This window comes from Pectobacterium versatile (assembly GCF_020166435.1).
Lineage (GTDB): Bacteria > Pseudomonadota > Gammaproteobacteria > Enterobacterales > Enterobacteriaceae > Pectobacterium > Pectobacterium versatile.
Genome location: NZ_JAINZP010000001.1, coordinates 336,382 through 358,734 on the forward strand (window position 1 = coordinate 336,382; position 22,353 = coordinate 358,734).

Here is a 22,353-nt window from a genome sequence, read left to right on the forward strand (position 1 = left end):
CGCGCAATCTACAGCCCACTTTAATTTTATTCCTGCTCAGACTTGCTGTAGTTAGCGGCGATAGTCGAGGTAGGGGCCGTCTGCCACCGAGCGCCGTTCAATCAGCGTCGGGTGTACTTCAATGACGTGTGCATCTTCCCGCTTACTGGTAATACGATCCAGCAACATCGCAAAGGCGGATTGCCCCAGCCGCTCTTTCGGTTGATGGATAGTGGTCAACGCCGGTGTAAAGAAACGCGCGTGGCGCACGTTGTCATAACCGATCACTGAAATATCCTGCGGCACGCGTAGGCCCAGTTCGTCTGCCGCACAGATGGCACCCATCGCCATGATATCGCCGCCACAGAACACGGCTGTTGGTCGCTGTTTCTGCGCAAGAATCTGATGCATGGCTTTATAACCGGATTCCGGTTCGAAATCGCCCCGAACCACCCATTCGTCGCGCACGGTGATGTCGGCTTCCTTCAACGCTTTCAAAAAGCCGAGATAGCGCCCGCTTCCGGTGTTGCGTTCTTGAGTGCCGGGGATGGCACCGATATCCCGATGGCCGCGTTCAATCAGGTAGCGGCCCGCCATATAACCGCCTTCAAAGGCGTTATCGATGATCGTATCGGTAAAATCTCTGTGCATCTGTCCCCAGTCCATAACGACCATCGGAATGCTGCGATAATCTTCCAGCATACCTAATAATTCGGGCGGGTATTCGGCGCACATCACCAACAGGCCATCGACACGTTTTTGCGCCAGCATGGAAAGATAAGCGCGCTGTTTGCCGATGTCGTTATGCGAATTGCACAGCACCAGCGTGTAGCCTTTGGCATAGCAGCTGTTTTCAACGGCTTCAATGATCTCGGCGAAATAGGGGGCTTCGCTGGATGTGGCCAGCAAGCCGATAGATTTAGTGTGATTAACTTTGAGGCTGCGGGCGACGGCGCTGGGTGAATAATGCAATTCTTTGATTGCTGCCCTGACGGCTGCCTTAGTCTCTTCGGCGACGAAACGTGTTTTATTGATCACGTGCGATACGGTTGTGGTGGAAACGCCAGCACGTTTTGCCACATCTTTAATCGTTGCCATCTAAAAATGACTCCTGAACTTACCTGTTACAGACGTAAGTATATTGTTAATCGTTTGCCTACGTTTAAAGTTCTTCTTCTAAGCTAAAAAACAGGATTTCAGAAGGAGAATGCCGAATGTTATACCGAAGGGGTCTGGGTTGACGTTTTTCGACTGATACGCAGCGCTTTCATAAACAGCGGATTGTGTCCGATTTATCATGAAAGTGAAAGGGCTAATTTATACTATTAGTGATGCGTTTATCCGATAGTGATGCATTCATCCGAGATTTTTCGCTAGAATTATGAAAGAATCGTAATAACCCTATTATTTGTAGCTATAACTGCTTAAATCGGTTCTGCTGCGTATGGTGGTGTTTTTTTTAGATGAAGTTTCAGATGAAAATTATTCGTTAATAAGGAGTGATTTATGGATACAGATCTGAAGATGTCTTTGCTGACAACCGTTGGTTCGTTGGCTGTGATCATCACGTTTAGCTTTATTGCGGTGCTGAACTAACCGATCGGCGCTCATGTGCTGATTAGGCATTCAGACACGTTTGTGATGCATAAACGTGTCTGAATCGCTTTTATACCCGTCATACTTCACGTTGCCTGTGCGTTGGCTTCGATACTCAGTCCACTTGCGTGGACCTCGCCCCGTTGGGGCCGCTGCAAGCAGCGTTCAAAGGCCAGCCGTTTGCTGGTCAAATTCGTTCCCGACGAATTTGATCTTCTCTTGTCTGCTTCTTGAAGCTCGAATTATTTAGGGTATACCAAATATAATCCGTTCTTAACGAATTGTCTGTGGCGTAACTACGCGGCGCGCGCCAACGTAGTGCTCCTGCCAATAATCTTCACTCAGCTTGCTGATGCGAATATCTGACCCCGTACGCGGCGACTGAATAAATTTCCCTTCACCCAGATAAACTCCGACGTGATCGGCTGCGCCACGATTATTGATGCGGAAGAAGACCAGATCGCCACTTTCCAGTTCGCTCTTTTTAATCGGGGCGGCATCACGTAAGTGATACATTTCATTTGCGGTGCGTGGAATTTGGATCTTGACGACATCCTTATAGGCGTAATAGACCAGCCCGCTACAGTCGAATCCGGTAAAGGGAGAGGATCCTCCCCAGTGGTAAGGTTTACCTATTTGGCTCATCAATTTATTCATTGCCGTTGTTTTTGCATGCTGATAACGTTTTTTATGCGCTGCGCTCAGCGCCATGCCTTTCTCTGTGGGGGACGGATTTTTATCCCCCTTCCCTTTGAAAGCGGTCTTTTTTAACCCAGTTTTGACTCTGGCCTGTGCCGTTGTTTGCTTTACTTCTTCAAGCTTCAGTTTTTTAAGATTTTTTTTCACTAGTGCAGGCGTGCCGCTTTGCGTCCGTGACGGTTTTTTTTCTGTCAATTTGTTAGCGTTGCGGGATTTGGTTTTATTGCTGGCGGCGGTAGGTTCTGGTTTTTTGCTTTTGATCGGAGTCGGTGACTTGGCATTACCCTTTGTTTGACGGCTTTTCTTATTCGTTTCTTCAACGGTGCTTTTTTTCGGCGCAGAATGCGGGGTATGCGGCGCAGCCTGAACCACATTCAGGGATAGGTTACTGAAAAATAATATAAAAAGAGTAATAAATAAGCGCATAATAACAGTGACCGAACATAATCCTTAACTCGCTCAATCCTTACAGTATTCCTGAAAACGGCGTCATAAAAAAGTGGGCACGGTCGCTTTATTCATACAGAATAGTGAAAAAACGTTAATAGTTATTTTTTCGCTTGATTTATCAGCGCTTTCTGACGTTGATTTCATCAATGATGAATGACTTCAGGAAAAAATAACCCTACAAAAAATGGCGTTTTTTTGTGGCTCGTGGCATCGGTACAATATCACTGAGTCAATGTCGCTGTCGTAGCACCTCTGACGGCGGCTCATGGCTAGCGCTTTGGACGTTAGCCATCCTATAGAATTAAGGAAGCAAGAAGATGACGACACCGACAATTGAAAAAATTCAGCGCCAAATTGCTGAAAACCCGATTCTGCTGTACATGAAAGGCTCCCCGAAATTGCCAAGCTGCGGCTTTTCCGCACAGACTGTTCAGGCGTTGTCTGCCTGTGGCGAACGTTTTGCGTATGTTGATATTTTGCAGAACCCAGACATTCGTGCTGAGCTGCCGAAATACGCGAACTGGCCGACATTCCCGCAGTTGTGGGTTGACGGTGAGTTGATTGGGGGTTGTGATATCGTGATGGAAATGTTTCAGCGCGGTGAATTGCAACCGCTGATCAAAGAAACGGCTGACAAATACAAAGCGCAGCAGGCCGATCAAGAATAATTCTTTCATCATGCGTAATGACAATGCCAGGCATTGTTAGGCTGCGAGCGTGAATATTCCCAGCGGGTGCCTTATGGCACCCGTTTTTTACTATTCGTGTTGGTGCCTTCTCAGTCTTTGGTTGACGTGTCTTCGAGCGAATTTCCTTCCAGCGCCATTGGCCACCCACCCAGACGTTTCCAACGATTAACCAACTCACAGAACAACAACGCGGTCTGATTAGTGTCATACAGCGCGGAATGCGCCTGGCTGGAGTCAAACGAAATACCGGCGGTAATACAGGCTTTAGCAAGAACCGTTTGGCCTAAAACCAGCCCGCTGAGCGCTGCGGTATCGAATGTGGCGAAAGGGTGGAATGGATTACGTTTCAGACTACAACGCTCCGCTGCTGCGGCCATAAAGCTGTGATCGAATGTGGCATTATGTGCCACGATAATAGCGCGGTTACAGCCCTGATCTTTGATTCCTTTACGCACGACTTTGAAAATTTCATGCAGTGCATCGTATTCACTCACCGCACCGCGTAGCGGATTGGTGGGGTCAATGCCGTTAAATGCCAGCGCGGCGGGTTCCAGAATCGCGCCTTCGAATGGCTCAACATGAAAATGTAGCGTTTCATCTGGCTGCAACCAACCGTCTTGATCCATTTTTAATGTTACTGCCGCGACTTCCAGCAAGGCATCGGTTTTCGCATTAAATCCAGCAGTTTCAACATCAATCACTACCGGATAAAACCCACGAAAACGGCCGTTCAGGGCGTTCAGATCACTTTTATCAGCCATTTTTCTCTTAATCGTTAGCAAAACGCAGCGCGCATTATTGCAAATTTTGGCTGGAGATGCAGCATGCCCGTTGCCGTTTCAAACGGTGGAGATGACAGGGGAGAGATAAGAACAGGCGCTGATACAGCACCTGTAGTGATCAGAATGTAGTGCGCAGAAAATTAGTGACCGAGGCCTTTGCCAGAGTGGGCATTTTCGATTAATTCAATTTTATAACCGTCTGGATCTTCGATGAATGCGATAACCGTGGTGCCGCCTTTGACTGGGCCTGCTTCACGTGTCACATTGCCACCCGCTTTGCGGATACGCTCACAGGTTGCGGCAACATCGTCAACGCCCAATGCGATATGACCATAGGCGTTGCCCAGATCATAGCTGTCGACACCCCAGTTGTAGGTCAGTTCGATAACCGCACCCTCGCTCTCTTCGGTATAACCGACGAAAGCCAACGTGTATTTGTATTCGGTATTCTCGCTGGTGCGCAGCACGCGCATGCCTAGGATCTGGGTATAGAAATCGATAGAACGTTGTAAATCGCCAACACGCAACATGGTATGAAGTAAGCGCATAGTATCCTCGTTAAAACATGCAGTAGAGGAAAAGTATAACGTCGTGGTTCTGCAGAGTCTAAGCCATTCGGATGATGCTAAAAATGCGGCACTGCGATAAGGTTTGTGTTAAAACGTACTGTAAGCAAGGATAAACGGTGCGCTGGGTTGATATGGATTTGCCTTACGTGTAAAAAATAGTCAGTTATTACAATGATTATCTAATTATTTTCATTGTGACTGTCCATTTGGGCTTGCCAGTACAGAAGAACAGGGCTTCAATAAAGAGAGTTGTAGCGGGAGGGGTTGTGCCAGAGCAACTTGAACTCTTTGCCGTCCTTAATCCATGTAGTGGTATTTGTCAAACGGACGAACGCGGATATTGTCGTGGTTGCTTTCGCAGCCGTAATGAACGTTTTAGTTGGAACCAAATGAGTGATATGCAGAAACAGGATATACTGCGCCTGTGCCGTCAGAGAATGAAACGGTTACAACGTTCGGATAGAGCCGATATGCCCGTAGGATCTAGTCAGTTATCGTTTTTTTAGATGATTTTTTAAGCGTTCTATTTTCGCAGAAATTTTGCTTAAGAAATGCTGATATGTTCGCTTAAATAAAATAAACGGGAGATTATTTTAAAAAACATTTATTTGATAAAGTCACCTTCCGTGAAGGATTTATTTTATACAATAATAAAACCATTTTTTTATTTTTATAAATCAGAGTTGATTGCCATCCAGGGATATAATTTAGCGTGCTAACAATAAGGAAAGATGATGGAACTGCCATTAGGATCTGATTTAGCTCGTCTAGTGCGTGTATGGCGTGCACTGGTCGATCATCGTTTAAAACCACTCGAATTAACTCAAACACATTGGGTTACGTTGCATAATATATACCATTTGCCACCGGGCCAGTCGCAAATTCAACTGGCCAAAGCGATAGGGATAGAGCAACCCTCATTAGTTCGGACGTTGGATCAGCTTGAAGAGAAAGGGTTAATCACTCGCCACGTTTGTGCACACGATCGTCGGGCAAAACGTATTATGTTGACTGATGCGGCAGAACCGATAATACAGGCAGTTAATGGCGTAATTAGTCATACACGTAATGAAGTATTATTTGGTATTACGCCGGAGCAGGTTGATGAATTAGCGCTGCTAGTTTCGCGACTTGAGAAAAATATATTGGCATTACATGAAAATCAAGCGTAGCTAAATTTGGGTTACGCAAAGGGAGAATTAAATCCCAGCAATATTGTACTCTAAATAATTCGAATTTCAGGACAAAGCGTTAGCATTTTGAACAACGCAAAGCGTTGGCCCGTAAGGGCGAGGCGCATGCAGATGTGTCTCGTAACGCGGCAAGAGAAAGAGTCCCGATGAGCTTACACGAGTAAGTGATTCGGGCGAGGTAACAACTCTGCCAAAGGCAGATTTGAACGCTGCTTGCAGCGACCCCAGCAGGGCGAGGTACACGTCAGTGTGCCAAATAGCGTAGCCAACGTACATGCAATTTTAGTTATGACGAGTATACCAATACCTGTTATTGGTTATTCATTCTGGGAGTTAATTAATTCGTTGTGACGATCGCCGCGGATAGCGGCGATCGTCATACAATATTAGCGTGGAGAAACGGTGATACTGCGGCCATTGCTTGCCATGGCAACGCGTTGACCCGCGCTGAATTTCGTATCGCCCTGTTTTTGTACCACCATAATGGTACTACCATCATCACGACGGATTTCCAGCTCTACGCCCTGTGTCCGGTTCAGTGCACCCGTTGCGCTTTGACCTGCTACGCCACCTGCCACCGCACCAGCCGCTGTCGCTAGGCTACGGCCAGAACCGCCGCCGATAGTGTTGCCCAGAAAACCACCCAGTACCGCACCACCCAACGCACCGATAACGTTAGAATCTTCTCCCGCTTGAATCTGAACTGGGCGCATAGAAACGATGGTGCCGTAGGTCACGGTCTGTACCTGTTTAGCTTCGGATGCGCTGTAAACATCACCTGAAAGCGTACTGGTATTAGCACAACCAGCCAGTGTGATCCCAGCAAGGGTAACCACAAGTAAACGCTTCATCATAATACGGACTCCTTAATAGCGAATATGTCGGGCTGGCTCAGCCTCGGCCGACGCAGTGTTATACCAATAAATTATGGTCTGGCTCAGTATAGCATGCCACTCTTTTTACTCTTTTTTTCAGAATATAATAGTGCGCTTAAATTGCGTATAAACAGAGGGGTAAAGCGCATGAGAAATGGTTTTTTTGTAGCAAATTTTATCAAAACCCCACTCTGGGTTAAAATCTAACCTGTGTGGCAAAAACACAAAAAATTTAATAATTCAGTGTGTTAACGTGCTATTTTTATCCCCGTGGTAACGATTGTTATCGATGTTCTCTTTTTATCCCACAGGGCAAAGGCTATATGATGAGATCAGGCAGATATATTGGCGTGATGTCCGGAACCAGTCTTGATGGTGTGGATGTCGTGCTAGTCGCGATTGACGAGCATACGGTTGCTCAGCAGGCTAGCTATTGTCACCCGATCCCGCAGGATATCAAAATGGCCATTCTGGGGATGTGTCAGGGGCAGGCGGTAACGCTGTCTGCCCTTGGCCAACTGGATACGCGTCTGGGAATCTTGTTTGCAGAAGCCGTGCTGACGCTGCTTAAAGAGGTGGCGCTAGGTGCGCAGGATATCACTGCGATTGGCTGCCACGGGCAGACGGTTTGGCATGAGCCCACGGGTGATGCACCTTGTACGTTGCAGATAGGCGATAATAACCGTGTTGCTGCCTTGACTGGTATCACGACCGTAGGGGATTTTCGCCGCCGAGATTTGGCTTATGGCGGACAGGGCGCCCCGCTGGTGCCATCGTTCCACCATGCATTGCTATTGCATCCTGTCGAACGACGTATCGTGCTCAACATCGGTGGCATCGCCAATCTATCGCTGCTGGTGCCGGGTGCGCCCGTGCGCGGTTACGACACGGGGCCCGGGAATATGTTGTTGGATGCTTGGATCTGGCGGCACTGCACGCAACCGTATGATAAAGACGCCGTGTGGGCGATGAGCGGTCAGATAAATCCGCTATTGCTACGCCGAATGTTGACCGATCCTTATTTTGCGTTGCGAGCGCCCAAAAGCACCGGGCGTGAGTATTTCAATCTGGGGTGGCTGGAAAGAATGCTGGCTGGTCTGCCGCCGATAGCGCCGCAGGATGTTCAGGCGACGCTGGTTGAGTTAACGGCTATGAGCATCGCTGAACAGGTGCTGTTGGTCGGTGGATGCGAACGCTTACTGGTTTGCGGCGGTGGCGCACGTAATCCTCTCATTATGGCGCGTCTCTCGGCGCTGCTGCCGGGCATCGAAGTCAGCACGACGGATGAATGTGGCGTGAGTGGCGATGATATGGAAGCGCTGGCGTTTGCCTGGCTGGCGTCACGCACGCTATCAGGGCTGCCGGGCAATCTGCCGTCCGTCACGGGGGCAAGTCAGGAAACGGTGTTAGGCGCGATTTATCCGGTCAGCGCGGATTAATCAGATTTTGCCGAGAGGCTCATGGTTATCCTCTTGTTAAACTTAAATGAACGGCAGCGCCAGTTGCCGCCATCGACAAAAATGACAGGAGAAAAAATGAAACGATTGCTGGCGGGGACAGCGCTCATGCTGCTGAGCGGGTGCAGCTATTTTGGCCATAAACAGACGGTGGAAACGCTGCATTATCAATGCGGCACAATGCCGCTAACCGTTACGCTACAGCAGGGCGGTGAAGCGACTCCACAGGTGAGTTTCCTGATGGACGGTGAACGTCTGACGCTCCCTCAAGTGGTGTCCGCGTCTGGCGTCAGATACAGTGATGATACCTACACCTTCTGGAGTAAAGGCGACCGTGCATTTATCCAACGGGGTGAACGGGTTATCGTAGACGACTGTGTGTTGGCACCGATGTAACTGACGCCGCACGGTCGGATGCCGCTGCTGATTGCGATTTTTCGGGTACGGGAGCAAAATGGGATTTTCGCCCGCTTCTGGCCCGACATTGCGACAGCAGGATATTATGACTCAGGAACGCTCCTCTTCTGACGGTTCTCCTCTTATTCAACCCGCCGATATTGCTGACATCCGCCGTGAATACACGCGTGGCGGGCTTCGCCGTAGCGATCTTCCCGCTAATCCACTGGATTTATTTGAACGCTGGCTGAAGCAGGCCTGCGACGCGAAACTGGCCGATCCTACCGCGATGTCCGTTGCGACCGTGGATGAACACGGACAGCCTTACCAGCGTATCGTTCTGCTGAAACACTATGATGAGAAAGGCATGGTGTTTTATACCAATATGGGCAGCCGCAAAGCCCATCATCTGGAAAACAATCCACGCATCAGCCTGCTGTTCCCTTGGCATATGCTGGAGCGGCAGGTCATCGTGCTGGGACGCGTAGAGAAGCTGCCGGCGCTTGAGGTGCTGAAATATTTCCACAGTCGCCCGAAAGACAGCCAGATTGGTGCGTGGGTATCAAAGCAGTCCAGCCGGATTTCAGCGCGTGGCGTGCTGGAAAGCAAATTTTTGGAATTGAAGCAAAAATTCCAGAATGGTGAGGTGCCTTTGCCGAGCTTCTGGGGGGGCTTCCGCGTCGTTATCGATTCTGTTGAGTTTTGGCAGGGCGGTGAACACCGCCTGCATGACCGATTTTTCTACCAGCGGCAGGACGAGGGCTGGCAGATCGATCGTTTAGCGCCTTAATCGCGAAATATCCGTGTTAAACGCTGGCGCTCCTATCATCAGCACTTTATCCTATGAGGTTTCGCATTGACTGGGCATTGCGCGGCGATATGGCGTTCATAGCTGGTTGCGTAACGTCATGCAGCAGCGAAATCATCATGCGACAGCAGACAGGTATGCTGCGCATCTCTCACGGCATTGTGCGTAAACCCAATGGGAACGTAACGGCCTATTTTTATAAAAATGGAGTTATCGATGGCGAGTAGTAACCTGATTAAACAATTGCAAGAGCGGGGCTTGATTGCCCAGGTGACGGATGAGGAAGCGTTAGCAGAGCGGCTGGCGCAAGGGCCAATTGCACTGTATTGCGGTTTTGATCCCACCGCTGATAGCTTGCATTTGGGGCATCTGGTGCCGCTGCTCTGCCTGAAACGCTTCCAACTGTCTGGCCACAAGCCGGTTGCGCTGGTTGGCGGTGCCACGGGGCTGATTGGTGACCCAAGCTTTAAAGCCACCGAGCGTAAGCTGAACACGGCTGAAACCGTGGGTGAGTGGGTAGAGAAAATTCGTCGTCAGGTTTCTCCATTCCTGGATTTTGACTGCGGCAAAAACAGCGCGATCGCCGCCAATAACTACGATTGGTTCGGCAATATGAACGTGCTGGATTTCCTGCGTGATATCGGCAAACACTTCTCCGTTAATCAGATGATTAGCAAAGAAGCCGTCAAACAGCGTTTAAACCGTGATGACGTCGGTATTTCGTTCACCGAGTTTTCTTACAACCTGTTGCAGGGATACGACTTTGCCTCGCTGAACAAGCAGCATGATGTCGAACTGCAAATCGGTGGTTCTGACCAATGGGGTAACATCACGTCCGGTATCGACTTGACGCGCCGCATGAACCAGAAACAGGTTTACGGCTTGACCGTACCGCTGATTACTAAATCTGATGGGACGAAGTTCGGTAAAACGGAAGGCGGCGCAATCTGGCTGGATGCCAGCAAGACCAGTCCTTACAAATTCTACCAATTCTGGATCAACACGGCAGATGCCGATGTGTACCGCTTCCTGAAATTCTTCACGTTCATGAGCCTTGAAGACATCGATGCCCTGGAAGAAGAAGACAAAAACAGCGGCAAAGCTCCACGCGCGCAGTATGTGCTGGCGGAAGAAGTAACTCGTATGGTTCATGGTGAAGCGGGTCTGGAAGCGGCTCGTCGTATTACACAAAGCCTGTTCTCTGGCGCATTGCAGGATATGACTCAGGACGATTTTGCGCAGCTGGCACAGGATGGTATGCCGATTATCGAACTGGAAAACGGCGCGGATTTACAACAGGCGCTGGTCAGCGCTGAGCTGGTGCCGTCACGCGGTCAGGCTCGTACGATGATCGCTTCGAATGCGGTAACCATTAACGGCGAAAAACAGGCCGATCCTGAATACACCTTCAGCGATTCCGACCGTCTGTTTGATCGCTACACCTTGCTGCGTCGCGGCAAAAAGCACTACTGCCTGATCTGCTGGAAAGCATAAGCATCACCGATAAGGGAGCGTCAGCTCCCTTTCTTCTTGTAAGTTGAGGCGCACAGGCGCTGGCAAGGATTTGAGTCATAGCTAATGAAAAATATACTTTCCATCCAATCACATGTCGTTTTTGGTCATGCCGGTAACAGTGCGGCAGAGTTTCCGATGCGTCGGATGGGCGCAAACGTTTGGCCGTTGAATACGGTGCAGTTCTCGAACCATACCCAATACGGTCACTGGACGGGGTGTGTGATGCCAGCCAGCCATCTGACCGACGTGGTGCAGGGAATTGCGAACATCGACAAGCTGAAGACCTGTAATGCAGTATTGAGCGGCTATATCGGCTCCGCCGATCAAGGGGAGCATATTCTGGGTATTGTTCGTCAGGTTAAAGCAGCCAACCCGGATGCGCTGTACTTCTGCGATCCCGTGATGGGTACGCCGGAGAAAGGCTGCATCGTCGCGCCCGGCGTGTCTGATTTCCACTGTCAGCAGTCGCTGCTAGCGGCCGACATTATTGCGCCGAATCTGCCTGAACTGGAACTGCTTGGCGGTCGTACCGTGCATAACGTGACGGAAGCCGTAGAGACTGCGCGTGCGCTGTGTGCAAAAGGGCCAAAAATCGTTCTGGTGAAGCACCTTAGCCGAGCGGCCACGCGTGAAGATAGCTTTGAAATGCTGTTGGTGACGCCGACGGATGCCTGGCACATCAGCCGCCCGCTGGTGGAGTTTGAACGTCAACCAGTAGGCGTGGGCGATTTGACCAGTGGATTACTGTTGGTGAACTTGCTGAAGGGTGTGGCGTTGGATAAAGCCTTGGAGCACACCACGGCGGCGGTCTATGAGGTTATGCTGGTGACGAAAGAGATGAATGAATATGAGCTACAGCTGGTTGCAGCTCAGGATGGGATTGTCAATCCGCGTCATCACTTCCAGGCGATTCGCCTGTCGTAAAACGTATAACGCCCCGAATACCGGGGCGTTATTGCATGTTAGCCTTTCAACCTTTCAACCTTTCAACCTTTCAACCTTAAGCGCGGTAACGACGGAAGGGCGCTCGGCAATATGGTCGAGGTAAGCCGCCAGCGCAGGGTAGCGGAACATATCCAGTTTTAGCGACTGCGCCCAGCGCATTACGGTAAACAGATACGCATCGGCGATACTGAAGCGGTTGGCGACCAGATAGTTCTGTTCACTTAACACCAGATTGATATAACGGAATTTGACCTGCAAATACTCCATCAGTAGCTCTTTATACGTTTCCGGCGTACCAGGACGGAAGAGCGGCGTAAACGTTTTGTGCAACTCAGCAGAGATGTAATTCAGCCATTCGAGTGTATGGTAGCGCGCCATACTGCCGGTAGGAGCGATAAGGTTACAGTGTGGAACCAGATCGGCAATGTACTCGGCGATAGCGACACCTTCAGTCAGAACAGACCCGTCATCTAGCTCTAACGCGGGCACCATCCCTTTCGGGTTGATGAACGTATAGTCGGTGCCACGCTCTGTCTTTTTCGTGCGCAGATTGACCTTCTCCAGCTTGAATTCCAATTTGGATTCGATCAAAACAATGTGTGTAAAAAGAGAACTGCTTTCAGCTTTGTAAAACAGTTTCATGGAAACCCCTTCCTATTATTATTTTTCCATCAACACATGCGCTGATGATTGTTGAATAACGACATGTCGTTTTTTTACAACAAAACGTAACGGGAGAGTGTGAGGCCTCTTGCAAAATACTCCTTATGTATGATTTCCGCGTGAAATTTTGGCGATTTTTGCGGTGCAAAACCAAATTTTTATACGTCATTCCGGGGCGATCTTGCTGATTTTAACGAAGACGATTGATAAAGCTATGTAGCATGTGACCTAGGCCGCTTATTGGTTGGGGTAGAAACAGCAGCGTTACGGATTGTGAAGACAACTTCTGGGCGCGATAGGCAGAGGGGAGAAAGGATAGGTCTGGGAGGCGTTTTTCGACGCATGATTTATAGCGGTTAATTAATCATTACTAAATCTCTTGATAAGAAAAATTTCATTAGTGACTGATTTCGTATTTTTCATGATAACGTCGATTTAAGTTATTCCCCATGGTTAGCGTCTAATGGATATTTAAAAGAAAAATAGGAAAAGGTATGAAGGGGAATTATTTCAAAGTGAAGTTGATTACACTACCCCTTTATTTATCGCATGTAATAAAGGAGGGGTAGTTATGTCAAAAGGTTTCCGTAGCGCGTACGCAATATTAATGCATGGCGATATTTCCAATTATACGTTACGTCTCGTCGACATTTCTTCCATCACGGATAGAAAAGTAAATACGCTTCCCGAGTAACTATTATCATCACATCAAGACATAGAGAATACGCCGAAAAAAATCGGATAAGCCATAAGTTGCTTACGCCAGTGCGTTAGGCGGCTCATGTTTGCTAATAATGCGTATTGTCTGATTCTATTCATTATCATGAGGTTACTATGAAAAAGAACAGGTTATTGTTTTTTATAGCCTTGGCTATTCTTCTTGGGATTATTGTCGGCGGGGCCTGTCATGCTTTATTAACGGCGCAGGAAGCCAAAGAGGTCGTATCCTACTTTAATTTAGTGACCGATGTTTTTCTGCGCCTGATAAAAATGATCATTGCGCCATTGGTCTTCGCCACATTGGTCTCCGGCCTTGCTAGCATGGGGAATTCTTCTTCTGTCGGCCGAATAGGGCTGAAGGCGATGGTGTGGTTTATTTGTTCTTCCGTGGTTTCCCTTTTTATTGGCATGATGTTAGCCAATATCTTCGAGCCAGGCGTTGGAATGAATCTCGCCATTCCCAGTACGCCAATAGCGGTAGAGACCGGCGTGAATACCGGTGGCTTTACACTGAAAAGTTTCATTGCCCATATATTTCCACGTAGCATCGTCGAAGCGATGGCGAATAACGAAATATTGCAGATTTTGGTGTTCTCTATGTTCTTCGGTTCCGCGCTGGCTTTTGTGAAAGGCCAGAATAAACATGCCGTCACGATGGAATCGATGATAGAGGAACTGGCGAAAGTGATGTTCCGAGTGACGGACTATGTCATGCGGTTAGCGCCTCTTGCAGTATTTTCCTCGTTGGCGTCGTCTATTACGACCGAAGGCCTGGGGCTGCTCCTCGACTTTGGCAAGGTGATTGGTGAGTTCTACCTTGGGCTGGCGTTGCTATGGGGACTTATGTTCGGGGCTGGCGCGCTGTTCCTCGGTAAGAAAGCAACCTGGGGCCTGATCAAACTGCTGCGCGAACCCAGTATGCTGGCATTTGCCACCGCCAGTAGCGAAGCGGCTTACCCGAAAACGATGGAAGCGCTGAGCGAATTCGGCGTTCCCAAAAAAATCACCAGCTTCGTACTCCCGTTGGGGTATTCCTTTAACCTTGTCGGCTCCATGATCTATCAGGCTTTCGCCATTCTGTTTATCGCGCAGGCTTACAATATCCATTTAAGCCTGACAGAGCAGACCCTGATTTTGCTGACGCTGATGATCACCAGTAAAGGTATGGCCGGCGTGGCACGTGCCGCGGTCGTGGTGGTCGCTGCCACCTTACCGATGTTCAGCTTACCCGAAGCGGGCATTTTACTGATTATTGGTATCGATCAGTTCCTGGATATGGGCCGCACGGCGACCAATGTGATTGGTAACGGTATGGCGACCGCTGTTGTTGCTAAACTGGAACGAAACCATGATCTGGAAGAGCAAGACCATGCCGACGAAGAAGCACCTGTGATGGCAGCCGGCAATGTCTAAATTAACGTCAGGTTAATGCACTGAGACAGACGGCCTTCGGGCCGTTTTTCTCTTCTCTCTTCTCTCTTCTCCTCGCTCTCTTCCGTACGTTATCGTGACTGCTTTCCATCTCCTTCACGTCCCCATTGGCATTCATTCTGATTTGCCTCTTTTCAATAGCTAATGGCTATCGTTGCATTCATATCGCATTGTTGCAAAAACGTTATTTTTTGTTTGTGTTATCTTTAAATAAGACCGCAAGCTCAGGCTGGTTATTCATTAATCGCCCGATGCAGAATAACGAATAGCAAGTTAATTTGGGAGGAAGCATGTCATCACACCTTCGCGACACTTGTCTGGACACACTGACGGTACAGAAGCAGATTTACCATTATTACAGCCTGCCGAAGGCGGCGAAAACGCTTGGCAACATCGATAAATTACCGAAATCGCTCAAGGTGCTGCTGGAGAATTTGTTGCGTCATCAGGACGGCGACACGGTAGAGCAGGACGATCTTCAGGCGGTCGTCGACTGGCTGAAAACGGGCCACGTTGACCGGGAAATTGCCTATCGTCCCGCACGCGTCTTGATGCAGGACTTTACCGGCGTGCCCGCCGTGGTCGATCTGGCGGCAATGCGAGCGGCGGTGAAACGGTTGGGCGGCGATGTGAATAAGGTGAACCCGCTGTCGCCGGTCGATCTGGTTATCGACCACTCGGTGACGGTGGACCACTTCGGCGATAGTCAGGCACTCACGGATAACACGCAGCTCGAAATGGCGCGTAACCGTGAGCGTTATGAGTTTTTGCGTTGGGGACAAAATGCCTTTAGCTACTTCAGCGTCGTGCCACCGGGAACCGGGATTTGCCATCAGGTGAATCTGGAGTATCTCGCCAAGGCCATCTGGTACGAAAAGCAGGGCGACAAACAGTTTGCCTATCCCGATACGCTGGTGGGAACCGATTCGCATACCACGATGATTAACGGTTTAGGCGTGCTCGGCTGGGGCGTTGGCGGGATAGAGGCTGAGGCAGCGATGCTGGGGCAGCCTGTTTCGATGCTGATCCCTGATGTTGTTGGTGTCAAACTAAGCGGCAAGATGCGCGAAGGGATCACGGCAACCGATCTGGTCCTGACGGTCACGCAGATGCTGCGTAAACACGGCGTGGTCGGCAAATTTGTGGAATTTTACGGTGATGGATTGGATTCGCTGCCGCTGGCGGATCGCGCGACCATCGCCAATATGGCACCCGAGTATGGTGCGACCTGTGGCTTCTTCCCCATCGATCAAATCACGCTGGACTACATGCGGTTGACCAACCGTGCAGAAGAACAAATTGCGCTGGTGGAAGCCTACAGTAAGCAGCAGGGGCTGTGGCGTAATGCGGGTGATGAACCGGTATTTACCAGCCAACTTGCGCTGGATTTGGCAACGGTGGAAACCAGTCTGGCAGGGCCGAAACGCCCACAGGATCGTGTGCCTTTAGCTGGCGTGCCAGAAGCCTTTAAAGCCAGCCGGGAGCTGGAAGTCAGCACGGTGAAGAACCGTTCTGACTATGAAGAATTCACGCTGGAAGGCGAGACGCATCGTTTACAGCAGGGGGCCGTCGTGATCGCCGCGATTACTTCCTGCACCAATACCTCCAACCCGAGCGTGCTGATGACGGCCGGGCTGCTGGCAAAAAATGCCGTTGAGCGCGGTCTGAAAACCAAGCCGTGGGTTAAGACCTCGCTGGCACCGGGCTCGCGGGTCGTAACCGATTACTATGATAAAGCGGGATTGACGCCGTTCCTCGACGAACTGGGATTCAATCTGGTGGGCTACGGCTGTACTACCTGTATCGGTAACTCCGGCCCGCTGCCGGATGCGATTGAAGCGGCGATAAAAGAAGGCGATCTGACAGTCGGGGCCGTGCTGTCAGGCAACCGCAACTTTGAAGGCCGTATTCATCCGCTGGTGAAGACGAACTGGCTGGCGTCACCGCCGCTGGTGGTCGCGTACGCGTTGGCAGGGAATATGAACGTCGATCTGACGCAAGAACCGTTGGGTGAAGATCGTGATGGAAAAGCCGTCTACCTGAAAGATATCTGGCCGTCGACTAAAGCGGTGGCAGACGCAGTATTGAACGTCAGCGCGGGAATGTTCCACAAACAGTATGCCGCCGTGTTTGAAGGTACGCAGGAGTGGCAAGATATTGAGGTCGACGACAATCCTACCTATCAATGGCCGGAAGAATCGACCTATATCCGCCAGACGCCTTTCTTCCTGGATATGGGGAAAGAACCTGAGCCAGTTCAGGATATCCACAACGCGCGCATTCTGGCGATGCTGGGCGATTCGGTGACAACTGACCATATCTCACCAGCAGGCAACATCAAGCGCGATAGCCCGGCAGGAAAATATTTGCTGGAGCGCGGCGTCGAAACGGCGGAGTTCAACTCTTACGGTTCACGGCGCGGTAATCACGAAGTGATGATGCGTGGGACGTTTGCCAACATCCGTATCCGTAATGAAATGGTGCCGGGTAAAGAGGGCGGCTATACCCGTCATATCCCGTCGCAGAATGAGATGACGATCTATGACGCGGCGATGCGCTATAAGGACGACAATGTCCCGCTGGCGCTGTTTGCCGGGAAAGAATACGGCTCCGGCTCCAGCCGTGACTGGGCAGCAAAAGGCCCGCGCTTGCTGGGTGTTCGCGTGGTGATTGCTGAATCGTTCGAACGTATTCACCGTTCTAACCTGATCGGGATGGGGATTCTGCCGCTGGAATTTCCCGATGGTGTGACGCGTAAAACGCTGCAATTAACTGGTGACGAGCAGATTTCGATTACGGGATTAAATCAGCTGACGCCGGGGGCAACGGTCGAGGTGAATATCACTGATGCTGATGGCAATACGCAGACGATCAAGACCCGCTGCCGCATCGACACCCGCAACGAACTGACCTACTACCAGAACGACGGCATTCTGCACTACGTTATCCGCAATATGCTGTAATTTTATGTCTCGCCACCGAGGGCAGAAAGCCTGCTCTCGGTGGATTCACTCAATTCGAAATATAACGGGTACATCAATAATAAGCGGCTTCATCCTTTCTAAGCGGTACGCTTCGGACACTGCCGTTGGTAAACGCTATCGCAGACACGACGCTTCTTCGTAAATCACCGTATTTTTTCGATTGCAGGATATACCTGACGACGTATGTGCTGTCGTCTAAAAAGCGGTAAAAAGAAGGAGGAATGCACAGTTCGCCCTGTGTAACGATTACGCTGGGATTTTCATACAGCGTCCATTCCTGTGGCTGAGCGGCTCTTGTATTAATCGCAATAAGAGTGGGTTGGTAATCCCGAGCATCGCTAACTAAAAAGCAGAGATCGCTTCCCACTTGTCTGACTGATGTCAATTCGTCTGGCTTCAGGCGATCGCCCGAACCGGGGCAACCGACAAGAAGAAAACTCGTCACTATAAGCAGAAACGCAGACAATTTTGCAGTAAATGTCATCGTTAATTCCAGGGAAAGAACTGCATGGTTTTTTGATAAGGAAGGTAACTGCCGTGATGAATCCAAACTTTGTGGTAGTGGATTGAATCACCAAAAATAGATTTAGCCAGCCTGATTTCACCAGACGTAAGCAATCGCAAGCTCCCTTCTTTTTGATTGTCCATAACAATCTCCATTTGTTATCGCTACGTAGGCTTATAGCTTGGACTATTGACGGTTAAAAATGAAGCGTTAATCCCAGCAGTGTAACGTTCATTCCAGGCGGCTAAGAAAGATACATTAACCCTGATGCACCAGCGCACGTTTTCCCACATTAAACTCTCGTATCCTCAGGCGAATTATGGTTATGTTGTAGTGATGCTAACTACATGGGGAATAAGTAAAAATTATTGCCCAGCCATGTCCTCATCGTTCAGGTTGCAAGACAACACGCCGTCGTCTTTACTCGGTGCCGCGTGGACTTTCCATGAGCAAGCTCCAGACGAGACGAGCGAGGCACTATTGCCAATGTAGCTTGAAGGATGACAGAGATATAACAGGAGGTTATATGAATGAGTTGATCAAAAAACGCTTTAAACATTCGCTGCTGCTTCTCACACTGTGTGCAACAGGGGCGATGACATCGGCTTTTGCGGCACAGGTCCCTGCTGGGACGGCGCTGGCGGAAAAGCAAGAGCTGGTGCGAGGCAATGGGTCAGAACCAGCCTCGTTGGACCCGCATAAGGTGGAAAGCGATGTCGAAGGTCACATTATCAATGACTTCTTCGATAATCTGGTACGTGTGGGCGATGACGGTACCATTCAGCCGCGATTGGCCGAGCGCTGGGATAATAAAGACAATACGGTGTGGACATTCCACCTGCGGCCTGATGCCAAATGGTCCGATGGTTCACCGATTACTGCTGACGATGTGGTGTACAGCTGGCGACGCCTTAGCGACCCTAAAACGCTGTCGCCTTACGGCACCTACGTTGCCAGTATGTATGTGAAGAACGCGGCGGATATTCTGGCAGGCAAGAAAGCGCCGGATTCGCTGGGTGTGAAAGCGCTGGATAGTCACACGGTTGAAGTTACGCTGGAACACCCGCTTGCGTATTTCCTGGAAATGTCGGCTTACCATATTCTGGTCCCTTTGCCGAAAGCGGTTCTCGAAAAACACCCTGATAACTGGACACAGGTCGGGAATTTTGTCAGCAGTGGTCCTTATACGCTGAGCGAATGGGTGGTTAACGAACGCATCGTCGGCAAGCGCAATAGCCAGTATTGGGATAACGCGCATACCGTGATTAACAAAGTGACGTACCTGCCAATCAGCTCGCAGGCGGCGGAGTTGAATCGCTATAAATCCGGCGAAATTGATGTCACGGGCATCTTGTCACCGATTCAATTCGCATCGTTGCAAAAAGAGTATCCACTGGAGGTGAAAGTCTCGCCGCTGCTGGCTACCTATTTCTATCGCTTCAATATGAAAAAAGCCCCTTTTGACGATCCACGCGTCCGTCGCGCACTGGATCTCAGTTTGGATAAAAATATCATCGCAAACAACGTACTCGGTATGGGGCAGACGCCCGCTTACAGTTTGATTCCCAAAAATGTAAGCGGCTTTCAGCGCAAGGAGCCTGAGTGGGCAAACTGGACACAGCAACAGCGTAATGATGAAGCGAAGAAACTGTTGAAAGAGGCTGGGTTTGATGAAAAACATCCGCTGAAATTCAACCTGCTTTACAACACCTCCGAGTCGCATTTACGCGTAGCTATTGCCGCCAGTTCAATGTGGAAGAAGAATCTTGGGTTGGAAGTGACGCTGCAAAATCAGGAGTGGAAAACGATGCTGGATACCGTACGTACCGGTAACTTTGAGGTGGTCAGACAGTCCTGGACGGGGGATTACAACGAAGCCAGTACGTTCTTGAATACTCTGGAAACGAATGACAGCAACAACAACGGTAAATTCAGTAATGCACAGTATGATGCGTTGTTGAAAAAAGCGCTGACGGTGAAGGATAAGCAGGAGAAAGAGGCGATTTATCAACAAGCCTCGGATATTTTAGATAACACGATTCCATTACTGCCCATCTACTACTATGTTCAGCCACAGATGGTTAAGACCTATATTGGCGGTTTTTCTCCCAATGTGCGTGGTGATTATTACACGCAAGACATGTATATCCTCAAGCACTGATCCCAATAAAACAGCCGGTTAAAAACCGGCTGTCAGCATTGAAAGAAACGATCCTGACGCGAAATGGGATCGTTATTTCATATCCAGCAGGTGCCCCATTTTGGCGGCTTTGGTCGCCAGATAGTTCTCATTCTTCGGGTTGCGCCCGACGATTAATGGCACGCGCTCAACGATATTGATGCCTGCTTCGTTGAGTATTTTCACTTTCTGCGGGTTATTGGTCAGCAGGCGAACTTCATCAACGTCGAGCAGCTTGAACATGTCAGCGCACAGCGTGAAATCGCGCTCGTCGGCGGCGAACCCAAGCTGGTGATTCGCTTCTACCGTATCAGCCCCCAGGTCCTGCAACGCATACGCGCGGATTTTATTGAGCAGCCCGATATTACGGCCTTCCTGACGATGGTATAACAGCACGCCGCGACCTTCTTCGGCGATGTGGCCTAATGCAGCCTCAAGCTGGAAACCACAGTCACAGCGCAGGCTAAACAAGGCATCCCCTGTCAGGCACTCGGAATGCACGCGAGCAAGTACGGGAACTGAACCGGAAATATCACCATAGACCAATGCAAGGTGATCGTGACCCGTGGCGATCTCTTCAAAACCCACCATCAGAAAATCGCCCCACGGAGTGGGTAACTTGGCTTCCGCCACCCGTTTTAGCTGCATACTTTTCTCCAAAAAATCTGTATCCAAAAAATCTGTGTCCAAAAAACCATGTTCAAAAAACAAGAATGCTGAGGCGAATCCTACTGCTGCCTATCGTGCTTGACCAGCAAAAAAGCCTGTTTAAGAACGTCATAAAAATTGAATTACAACGTGGCCTGACTGCCGTCTGGTTTCAGGTTCGTTGACAGAACTGAGTGCTATTTTACGCCATACTGACAGTCCGTGTCGGATTTTCTGATAGAATTGTGAAAGTTTTGTTGCAAAGCATCATACTGAATTATGGGAAGAAATTATGTACGAAATAGCCAAACGAACAACCATCGGCGCAGCGTTATTACTGATTATGCCAATGATTATCTGGATGAGCGGTTGGCAGTGGCAACCGGAGTATGACGGGCTCTGGTTACGCGTACTCTTCTGGATTACAGAAACGGTGACATCGCCGTGGGGCATTCTGACCAGCATCGTGCTAGGTCTCTGGTTTCTCTGGTGTCTGCGTTTCCGCCTGAAGCCCGCGCTCGGTCTGTTGGTCATCATGGCGATTACGGTGCTGATTGGGCAGGGCATCAAATCGGCGATTAAAGAGTGGGTGCAGGAATCACGGCCCTATGTTGTTTGGCTGGAGAAAAATCATCAGGTGGACGACAGCTATTTCTACTCGCTGCCGCGCAAGGAGCGTTCGGAACTGGTGAAAACACAGTTGCAGGACCAAACGCAGATTCCACAATGGCTGCGCAGCCACTGGCAGTTTGAAACCGGCTTTGCTTTCCCCTCTGGCCACACTATGTTTGCCGCAACCTGGGCGCTGCTGGGCGTCGGGCTGCTGTGGGCGCGTCGGCATTATAAAACGGTGGTGATCCTGATGCTGTGGGCCAGCGGCGTGATGGGTAGCCGTCTGGTACTCGGCATGCATTGGCCGCAGGATTTGGTGGTGGCGACGTTAATTAGCTGGCTGCTGGTGGTGGTGGCCAGTTGGCTGGCACAGCGCTGGTGCGGCCCGCTCTCGCTCCAGTATGAAGAAATCAAAGAACAGGCGGAGGAGGATGCCGCCGAAAATAAATCCTCGTAGCCCTTGAGTTGTTGTTCCTGTTGTCGATCGTACTCCATAGATAATCCCCTGTAGTACGTACCCTGCGGATGGCATTCGTCATCCGCATTTTTATGTCGGACCTCCTTGTCCGTCACCCTGCGGGCCGTTGCTGACACAACGTTAAAAATTTCTCTCGTCTCTGTTTCTTCCCGATTATCACCGCTATCGCCTCGCGCAAAA

Annotated in this window: 21 protein-coding genes and 1 pseudogene; 13 read left to right on the forward strand and 9 right to left on the reverse strand. The window is 49.9% G+C overall.

Annotated elements, in window-relative coordinates:
- Positions 1-51: 51 nt before the first annotated feature.
- Positions 52-1,077: an HTH-type transcriptional repressor PurR gene (purR, locus tag K7X24_RS01500; protein WP_224552467.1), complete on the reverse strand. Its 1,026-nt coding sequence runs from the start codon at positions 1,075-1,077 to the stop codon at positions 52-54.
- Between the two features lie 408 nt (positions 1,078-1,485).
- Here purR and K7X24_RS01505 point away from each other — a divergent pair, with 408 nt between their 5' ends.
- Entirely contained in the window at positions 1,486-1,575 is a 90-nt protein-coding gene (locus K7X24_RS01505) for a YnhF family membrane protein (protein WP_129706256.1), read from the forward strand.
- A 273-nt stretch (positions 1,576-1,848) separates the two neighbouring features.
- On the opposite strand, the gene K7X24_RS01510 is transcribed toward K7X24_RS01505, so the two are convergent.
- Positions 1,849-2,700 (reverse strand): C40 family peptidase, encoded by an 852-nt coding sequence (locus K7X24_RS01510; RefSeq protein ID WP_224552469.1) that lies wholly within the window; start codon positions 2,698-2,700, stop codon positions 1,849-1,851.
- A gap of 341 nt (positions 2,701-3,041) precedes the next feature.
- Between K7X24_RS01510 and K7X24_RS01515 the strand changes: the two genes are divergently transcribed.
- The gene (locus tag K7X24_RS01515) at positions 3,042-3,392 is read left to right on the forward strand and encodes a Grx4 family monothiol glutaredoxin (protein ID WP_039359317.1); all 351 of its coding nucleotides are present in this window, start codon (positions 3,042-3,044) and stop codon (positions 3,390-3,392) included.
- A 110-nt stretch (positions 3,393-3,502) separates the two neighbouring features.
- Here K7X24_RS01515 and rnt read toward each other — a convergent pair whose 3' ends face one another.
- Positions 3,503-4,174, reverse strand: a complete 672-nt coding sequence (rnt, locus tag K7X24_RS01520) for a ribonuclease T (RefSeq protein WP_224552470.1) — start codon at positions 4,172-4,174, stop codon at positions 3,503-3,505.
- 161 nt (positions 4,175-4,335) lie between these two features.
- Entirely contained in the window at positions 4,336-4,743 is a 408-nt protein-coding gene (gloA, locus tag K7X24_RS01525; protein ID WP_224552473.1) for a lactoylglutathione lyase, read from the reverse strand.
- A gap of 287 nt (positions 4,744-5,030) precedes the next feature.
- Between gloA and K7X24_RS01530 the strand changes: the two genes are divergently transcribed.
- Positions 5,031-5,270: a DUF1289 domain-containing protein gene (locus K7X24_RS01530; protein ID WP_224552475.1), complete on the forward strand. Its 240-nt coding sequence runs from the start codon at positions 5,031-5,033 to the stop codon at positions 5,268-5,270.
- 228 nt (positions 5,271-5,498) lie between these two features.
- A complete protein-coding gene (gene slyA, locus K7X24_RS01535; protein ID WP_224552477.1) occupies positions 5,499-5,936 on the forward strand; it encodes a transcriptional regulator SlyA in 438 nt (145 codons plus the stop codon).
- 407 nt (positions 5,937-6,343) lie between these two features.
- On the opposite strand, the gene K7X24_RS01540 is transcribed toward slyA, so the two are convergent.
- A complete protein-coding gene (locus K7X24_RS01540; RefSeq protein ID WP_005972534.1) occupies positions 6,344-6,811 on the reverse strand; it encodes a glycine zipper 2TM domain-containing protein in 468 nt (155 codons plus the stop codon).
- 347 nt (positions 6,812-7,158) lie between these two features.
- Here K7X24_RS01540 and anmK point away from each other — a divergent pair, with 347 nt between their 5' ends.
- The 5 genes from anmK to pdxY all read left to right on the forward strand — a co-directional run bounded on the left by anmK (position 7,159) and on the right by pdxY (position 11,932).
- A complete protein-coding gene (anmK, locus tag K7X24_RS01545) occupies positions 7,159-8,271 on the forward strand; it encodes an anhydro-N-acetylmuramic acid kinase (protein ID WP_224552480.1) in 1,113 nt (370 codons plus the stop codon).
- A gap of 96 nt (positions 8,272-8,367) precedes the next feature.
- A complete protein-coding gene (locus K7X24_RS01550) occupies positions 8,368-8,685 on the forward strand; it encodes an MliC family protein (protein WP_224552481.1) in 318 nt (105 codons plus the stop codon).
- Between the two features lie 106 nt (positions 8,686-8,791).
- On the forward strand, positions 8,792-9,475 hold the full coding sequence (pdxH, locus tag K7X24_RS01555) for a pyridoxamine 5'-phosphate oxidase (RefSeq protein ID WP_224552827.1): 684 nt from the start codon (positions 8,792-8,794) through the stop codon (positions 9,473-9,475).
- 234 nt (positions 9,476-9,709) lie between these two features.
- Entirely contained in the window at positions 9,710-10,987 is a 1,278-nt protein-coding gene (gene tyrS / locus K7X24_RS01560) for a tyrosine--tRNA ligase (protein WP_010302304.1), read from the forward strand.
- An 84-nt stretch (positions 10,988-11,071) separates the two neighbouring features.
- The gene (gene pdxY, locus K7X24_RS01565) at positions 11,072-11,932 is read left to right on the forward strand and encodes a pyridoxal kinase PdxY (RefSeq protein WP_224552483.1); all 861 of its coding nucleotides are present in this window, start codon (positions 11,072-11,074) and stop codon (positions 11,930-11,932) included.
- A 54-nt stretch (positions 11,933-11,986) separates the two neighbouring features.
- Here pdxY and gstA read toward each other — a convergent pair whose 3' ends face one another.
- Entirely contained in the window at positions 11,987-12,595 is a 609-nt protein-coding gene (gstA, locus tag K7X24_RS01570; RefSeq protein ID WP_010276635.1) for a glutathione transferase GstA, read from the reverse strand.
- Between the two features lie 855 nt (positions 12,596-13,450).
- Between gstA and K7X24_RS01575 the strand changes: the two genes are divergently transcribed.
- Both K7X24_RS01575 and acnA read left to right on the forward strand, forming a co-directional pair.
- The gene (locus K7X24_RS01575) at positions 13,451-14,749 is read left to right on the forward strand and encodes a dicarboxylate/amino acid:cation symporter (RefSeq protein WP_039544846.1); all 1,299 of its coding nucleotides are present in this window, start codon (positions 13,451-13,453) and stop codon (positions 14,747-14,749) included.
- Positions 14,750-15,057: 308 nt separating this feature from the next.
- Complete coding sequence (gene acnA, locus K7X24_RS01580) at positions 15,058-17,730, forward strand: aconitate hydratase AcnA (RefSeq protein ID WP_224552485.1); 2,673 nt, start codon at positions 15,058-15,060, stop codon at positions 17,728-17,730.
- A 73-nt stretch (positions 17,731-17,803) separates the two neighbouring features.
- On the opposite strand, the gene K7X24_RS01585 is transcribed toward acnA, so the two are convergent.
- Both K7X24_RS01585 and K7X24_RS01590 read right to left on the reverse strand, forming a co-directional pair.
- Positions 17,804-18,235 carry a putative T6SS immunity periplasmic lipoprotein gene (locus tag K7X24_RS01585; protein ID WP_224552487.1) on the reverse strand — a complete coding sequence of 144 codons (432 nt, stop codon included), beginning with the start codon at positions 18,233-18,235 and terminating at the stop codon, positions 17,804-17,806.
- A gap of 35 nt (positions 18,236-18,270) precedes the next feature.
- A pseudogene (locus K7X24_RS01590) lies at positions 18,271-18,399 on the reverse strand (type IV secretion protein Rhs); the annotation flags it as partial.
- A gap of 383 nt (positions 18,400-18,782) precedes the next feature.
- On the opposite strand from K7X24_RS01590, the gene K7X24_RS01595 reads away from it, so the two are divergent.
- Complete coding sequence (locus K7X24_RS01595; protein ID WP_109224655.1) at positions 18,783-20,417, forward strand: ABC transporter substrate-binding protein; 1,635 nt, start codon at positions 18,783-18,785, stop codon at positions 20,415-20,417.
- Positions 20,418-20,489: 72 nt separating this feature from the next.
- Here the strand turns inward: K7X24_RS01595 and ribA are convergent, their stop codons facing one another.
- A complete protein-coding gene (ribA, locus tag K7X24_RS01600; protein ID WP_010302319.1) occupies positions 20,490-21,083 on the reverse strand; it encodes a GTP cyclohydrolase II in 594 nt (197 codons plus the stop codon).
- Between the two features lie 292 nt (positions 21,084-21,375).
- Here ribA and pgpB point away from each other — a divergent pair, with 292 nt between their 5' ends.
- Positions 21,376-22,152, forward strand: a complete 777-nt coding sequence (gene pgpB / locus K7X24_RS01605) for a phosphatidylglycerophosphatase B (protein ID WP_103860494.1) — start codon at positions 21,376-21,378, stop codon at positions 22,150-22,152.
- Positions 22,153-22,353: the final 201 nt, after the last annotated feature.

Bases quoted from the DNA above. Each gene is read 5' to 3' on its own strand.
- purR (WP_224552467.1), bottom strand. From the start codon at position 1,077: ATGGCAACGATTAAAGATGTGGCAAAACGTGCTGGCGTTTCCACCACA.
- K7X24_RS01505 (WP_129706256.1), top strand. From the start codon at position 1,486: ATGGATACAGATCTGAAGATGTCTTTGCTGACAACCGTTGGTTCGTTG.
- K7X24_RS01510 (WP_224552469.1), bottom strand. From the start codon at position 2,700: ATGCGCTTATTTATTACTCTTTTTATATTATTTTTCAGTAACCTATCC.
- K7X24_RS01515 (WP_039359317.1), top strand. From the start codon at position 3,042: ATGACGACACCGACAATTGAAAAAATTCAGCGCCAAATTGCTGAAAAC.
- rnt (WP_224552470.1), bottom strand. From the start codon at position 4,174: ATGGCTGATAAAAGTGATCTGAACGCCCTGAACGGCCGTTTTCGTGGG.
- gloA (WP_224552473.1), bottom strand. From the start codon at position 4,743: ATGCGCTTACTTCATACCATGTTGCGTGTTGGCGATTTACAACGTTCT.
- slyA (WP_224552477.1), top strand. From the start codon at position 5,499: ATGGAACTGCCATTAGGATCTGATTTAGCTCGTCTAGTGCGTGTATGG.
- K7X24_RS01540 (WP_005972534.1), bottom strand. From the start codon at position 6,811: ATGATGAAGCGTTTACTTGTGGTTACCCTTGCTGGGATCACACTGGCT.
- anmK (WP_224552480.1), top strand. From the start codon at position 7,159: ATGAGATCAGGCAGATATATTGGCGTGATGTCCGGAACCAGTCTTGAT.
- K7X24_RS01550 (WP_224552481.1), top strand. From the start codon at position 8,368: ATGAAACGATTGCTGGCGGGGACAGCGCTCATGCTGCTGAGCGGGTGC.
- pdxH (WP_224552827.1), top strand. From the start codon at position 8,792: ATGACTCAGGAACGCTCCTCTTCTGACGGTTCTCCTCTTATTCAACCC.
- tyrS (WP_010302304.1), top strand. From the start codon at position 9,710: ATGGCGAGTAGTAACCTGATTAAACAATTGCAAGAGCGGGGCTTGATT.
- pdxY (WP_224552483.1), top strand. From the start codon at position 11,072: ATGAAAAATATACTTTCCATCCAATCACATGTCGTTTTTGGTCATGCC.
- gstA (WP_010276635.1), bottom strand. From the start codon at position 12,595: ATGAAACTGTTTTACAAAGCTGAAAGCAGTTCTCTTTTTACACACATT.
- K7X24_RS01575 (WP_039544846.1), top strand. From the start codon at position 13,451: ATGAAAAAGAACAGGTTATTGTTTTTTATAGCCTTGGCTATTCTTCTT.
- acnA (WP_224552485.1), top strand. From the start codon at position 15,058: ATGTCATCACACCTTCGCGACACTTGTCTGGACACACTGACGGTACAG.
- K7X24_RS01585 (WP_224552487.1), bottom strand. From the start codon at position 18,235: ATGACATTTACTGCAAAATTGTCTGCGTTTCTGCTTATAGTGACGAGT.
- K7X24_RS01595 (WP_109224655.1), top strand. From the start codon at position 18,783: ATGAATGAGTTGATCAAAAAACGCTTTAAACATTCGCTGCTGCTTCTC.
- ribA (WP_010302319.1), bottom strand. From the start codon at position 21,083: ATGCAGCTAAAACGGGTGGCGGAAGCCAAGTTACCCACTCCGTGGGGC.
- pgpB (WP_103860494.1), top strand. From the start codon at position 21,376: ATGTACGAAATAGCCAAACGAACAACCATCGGCGCAGCGTTATTACTG.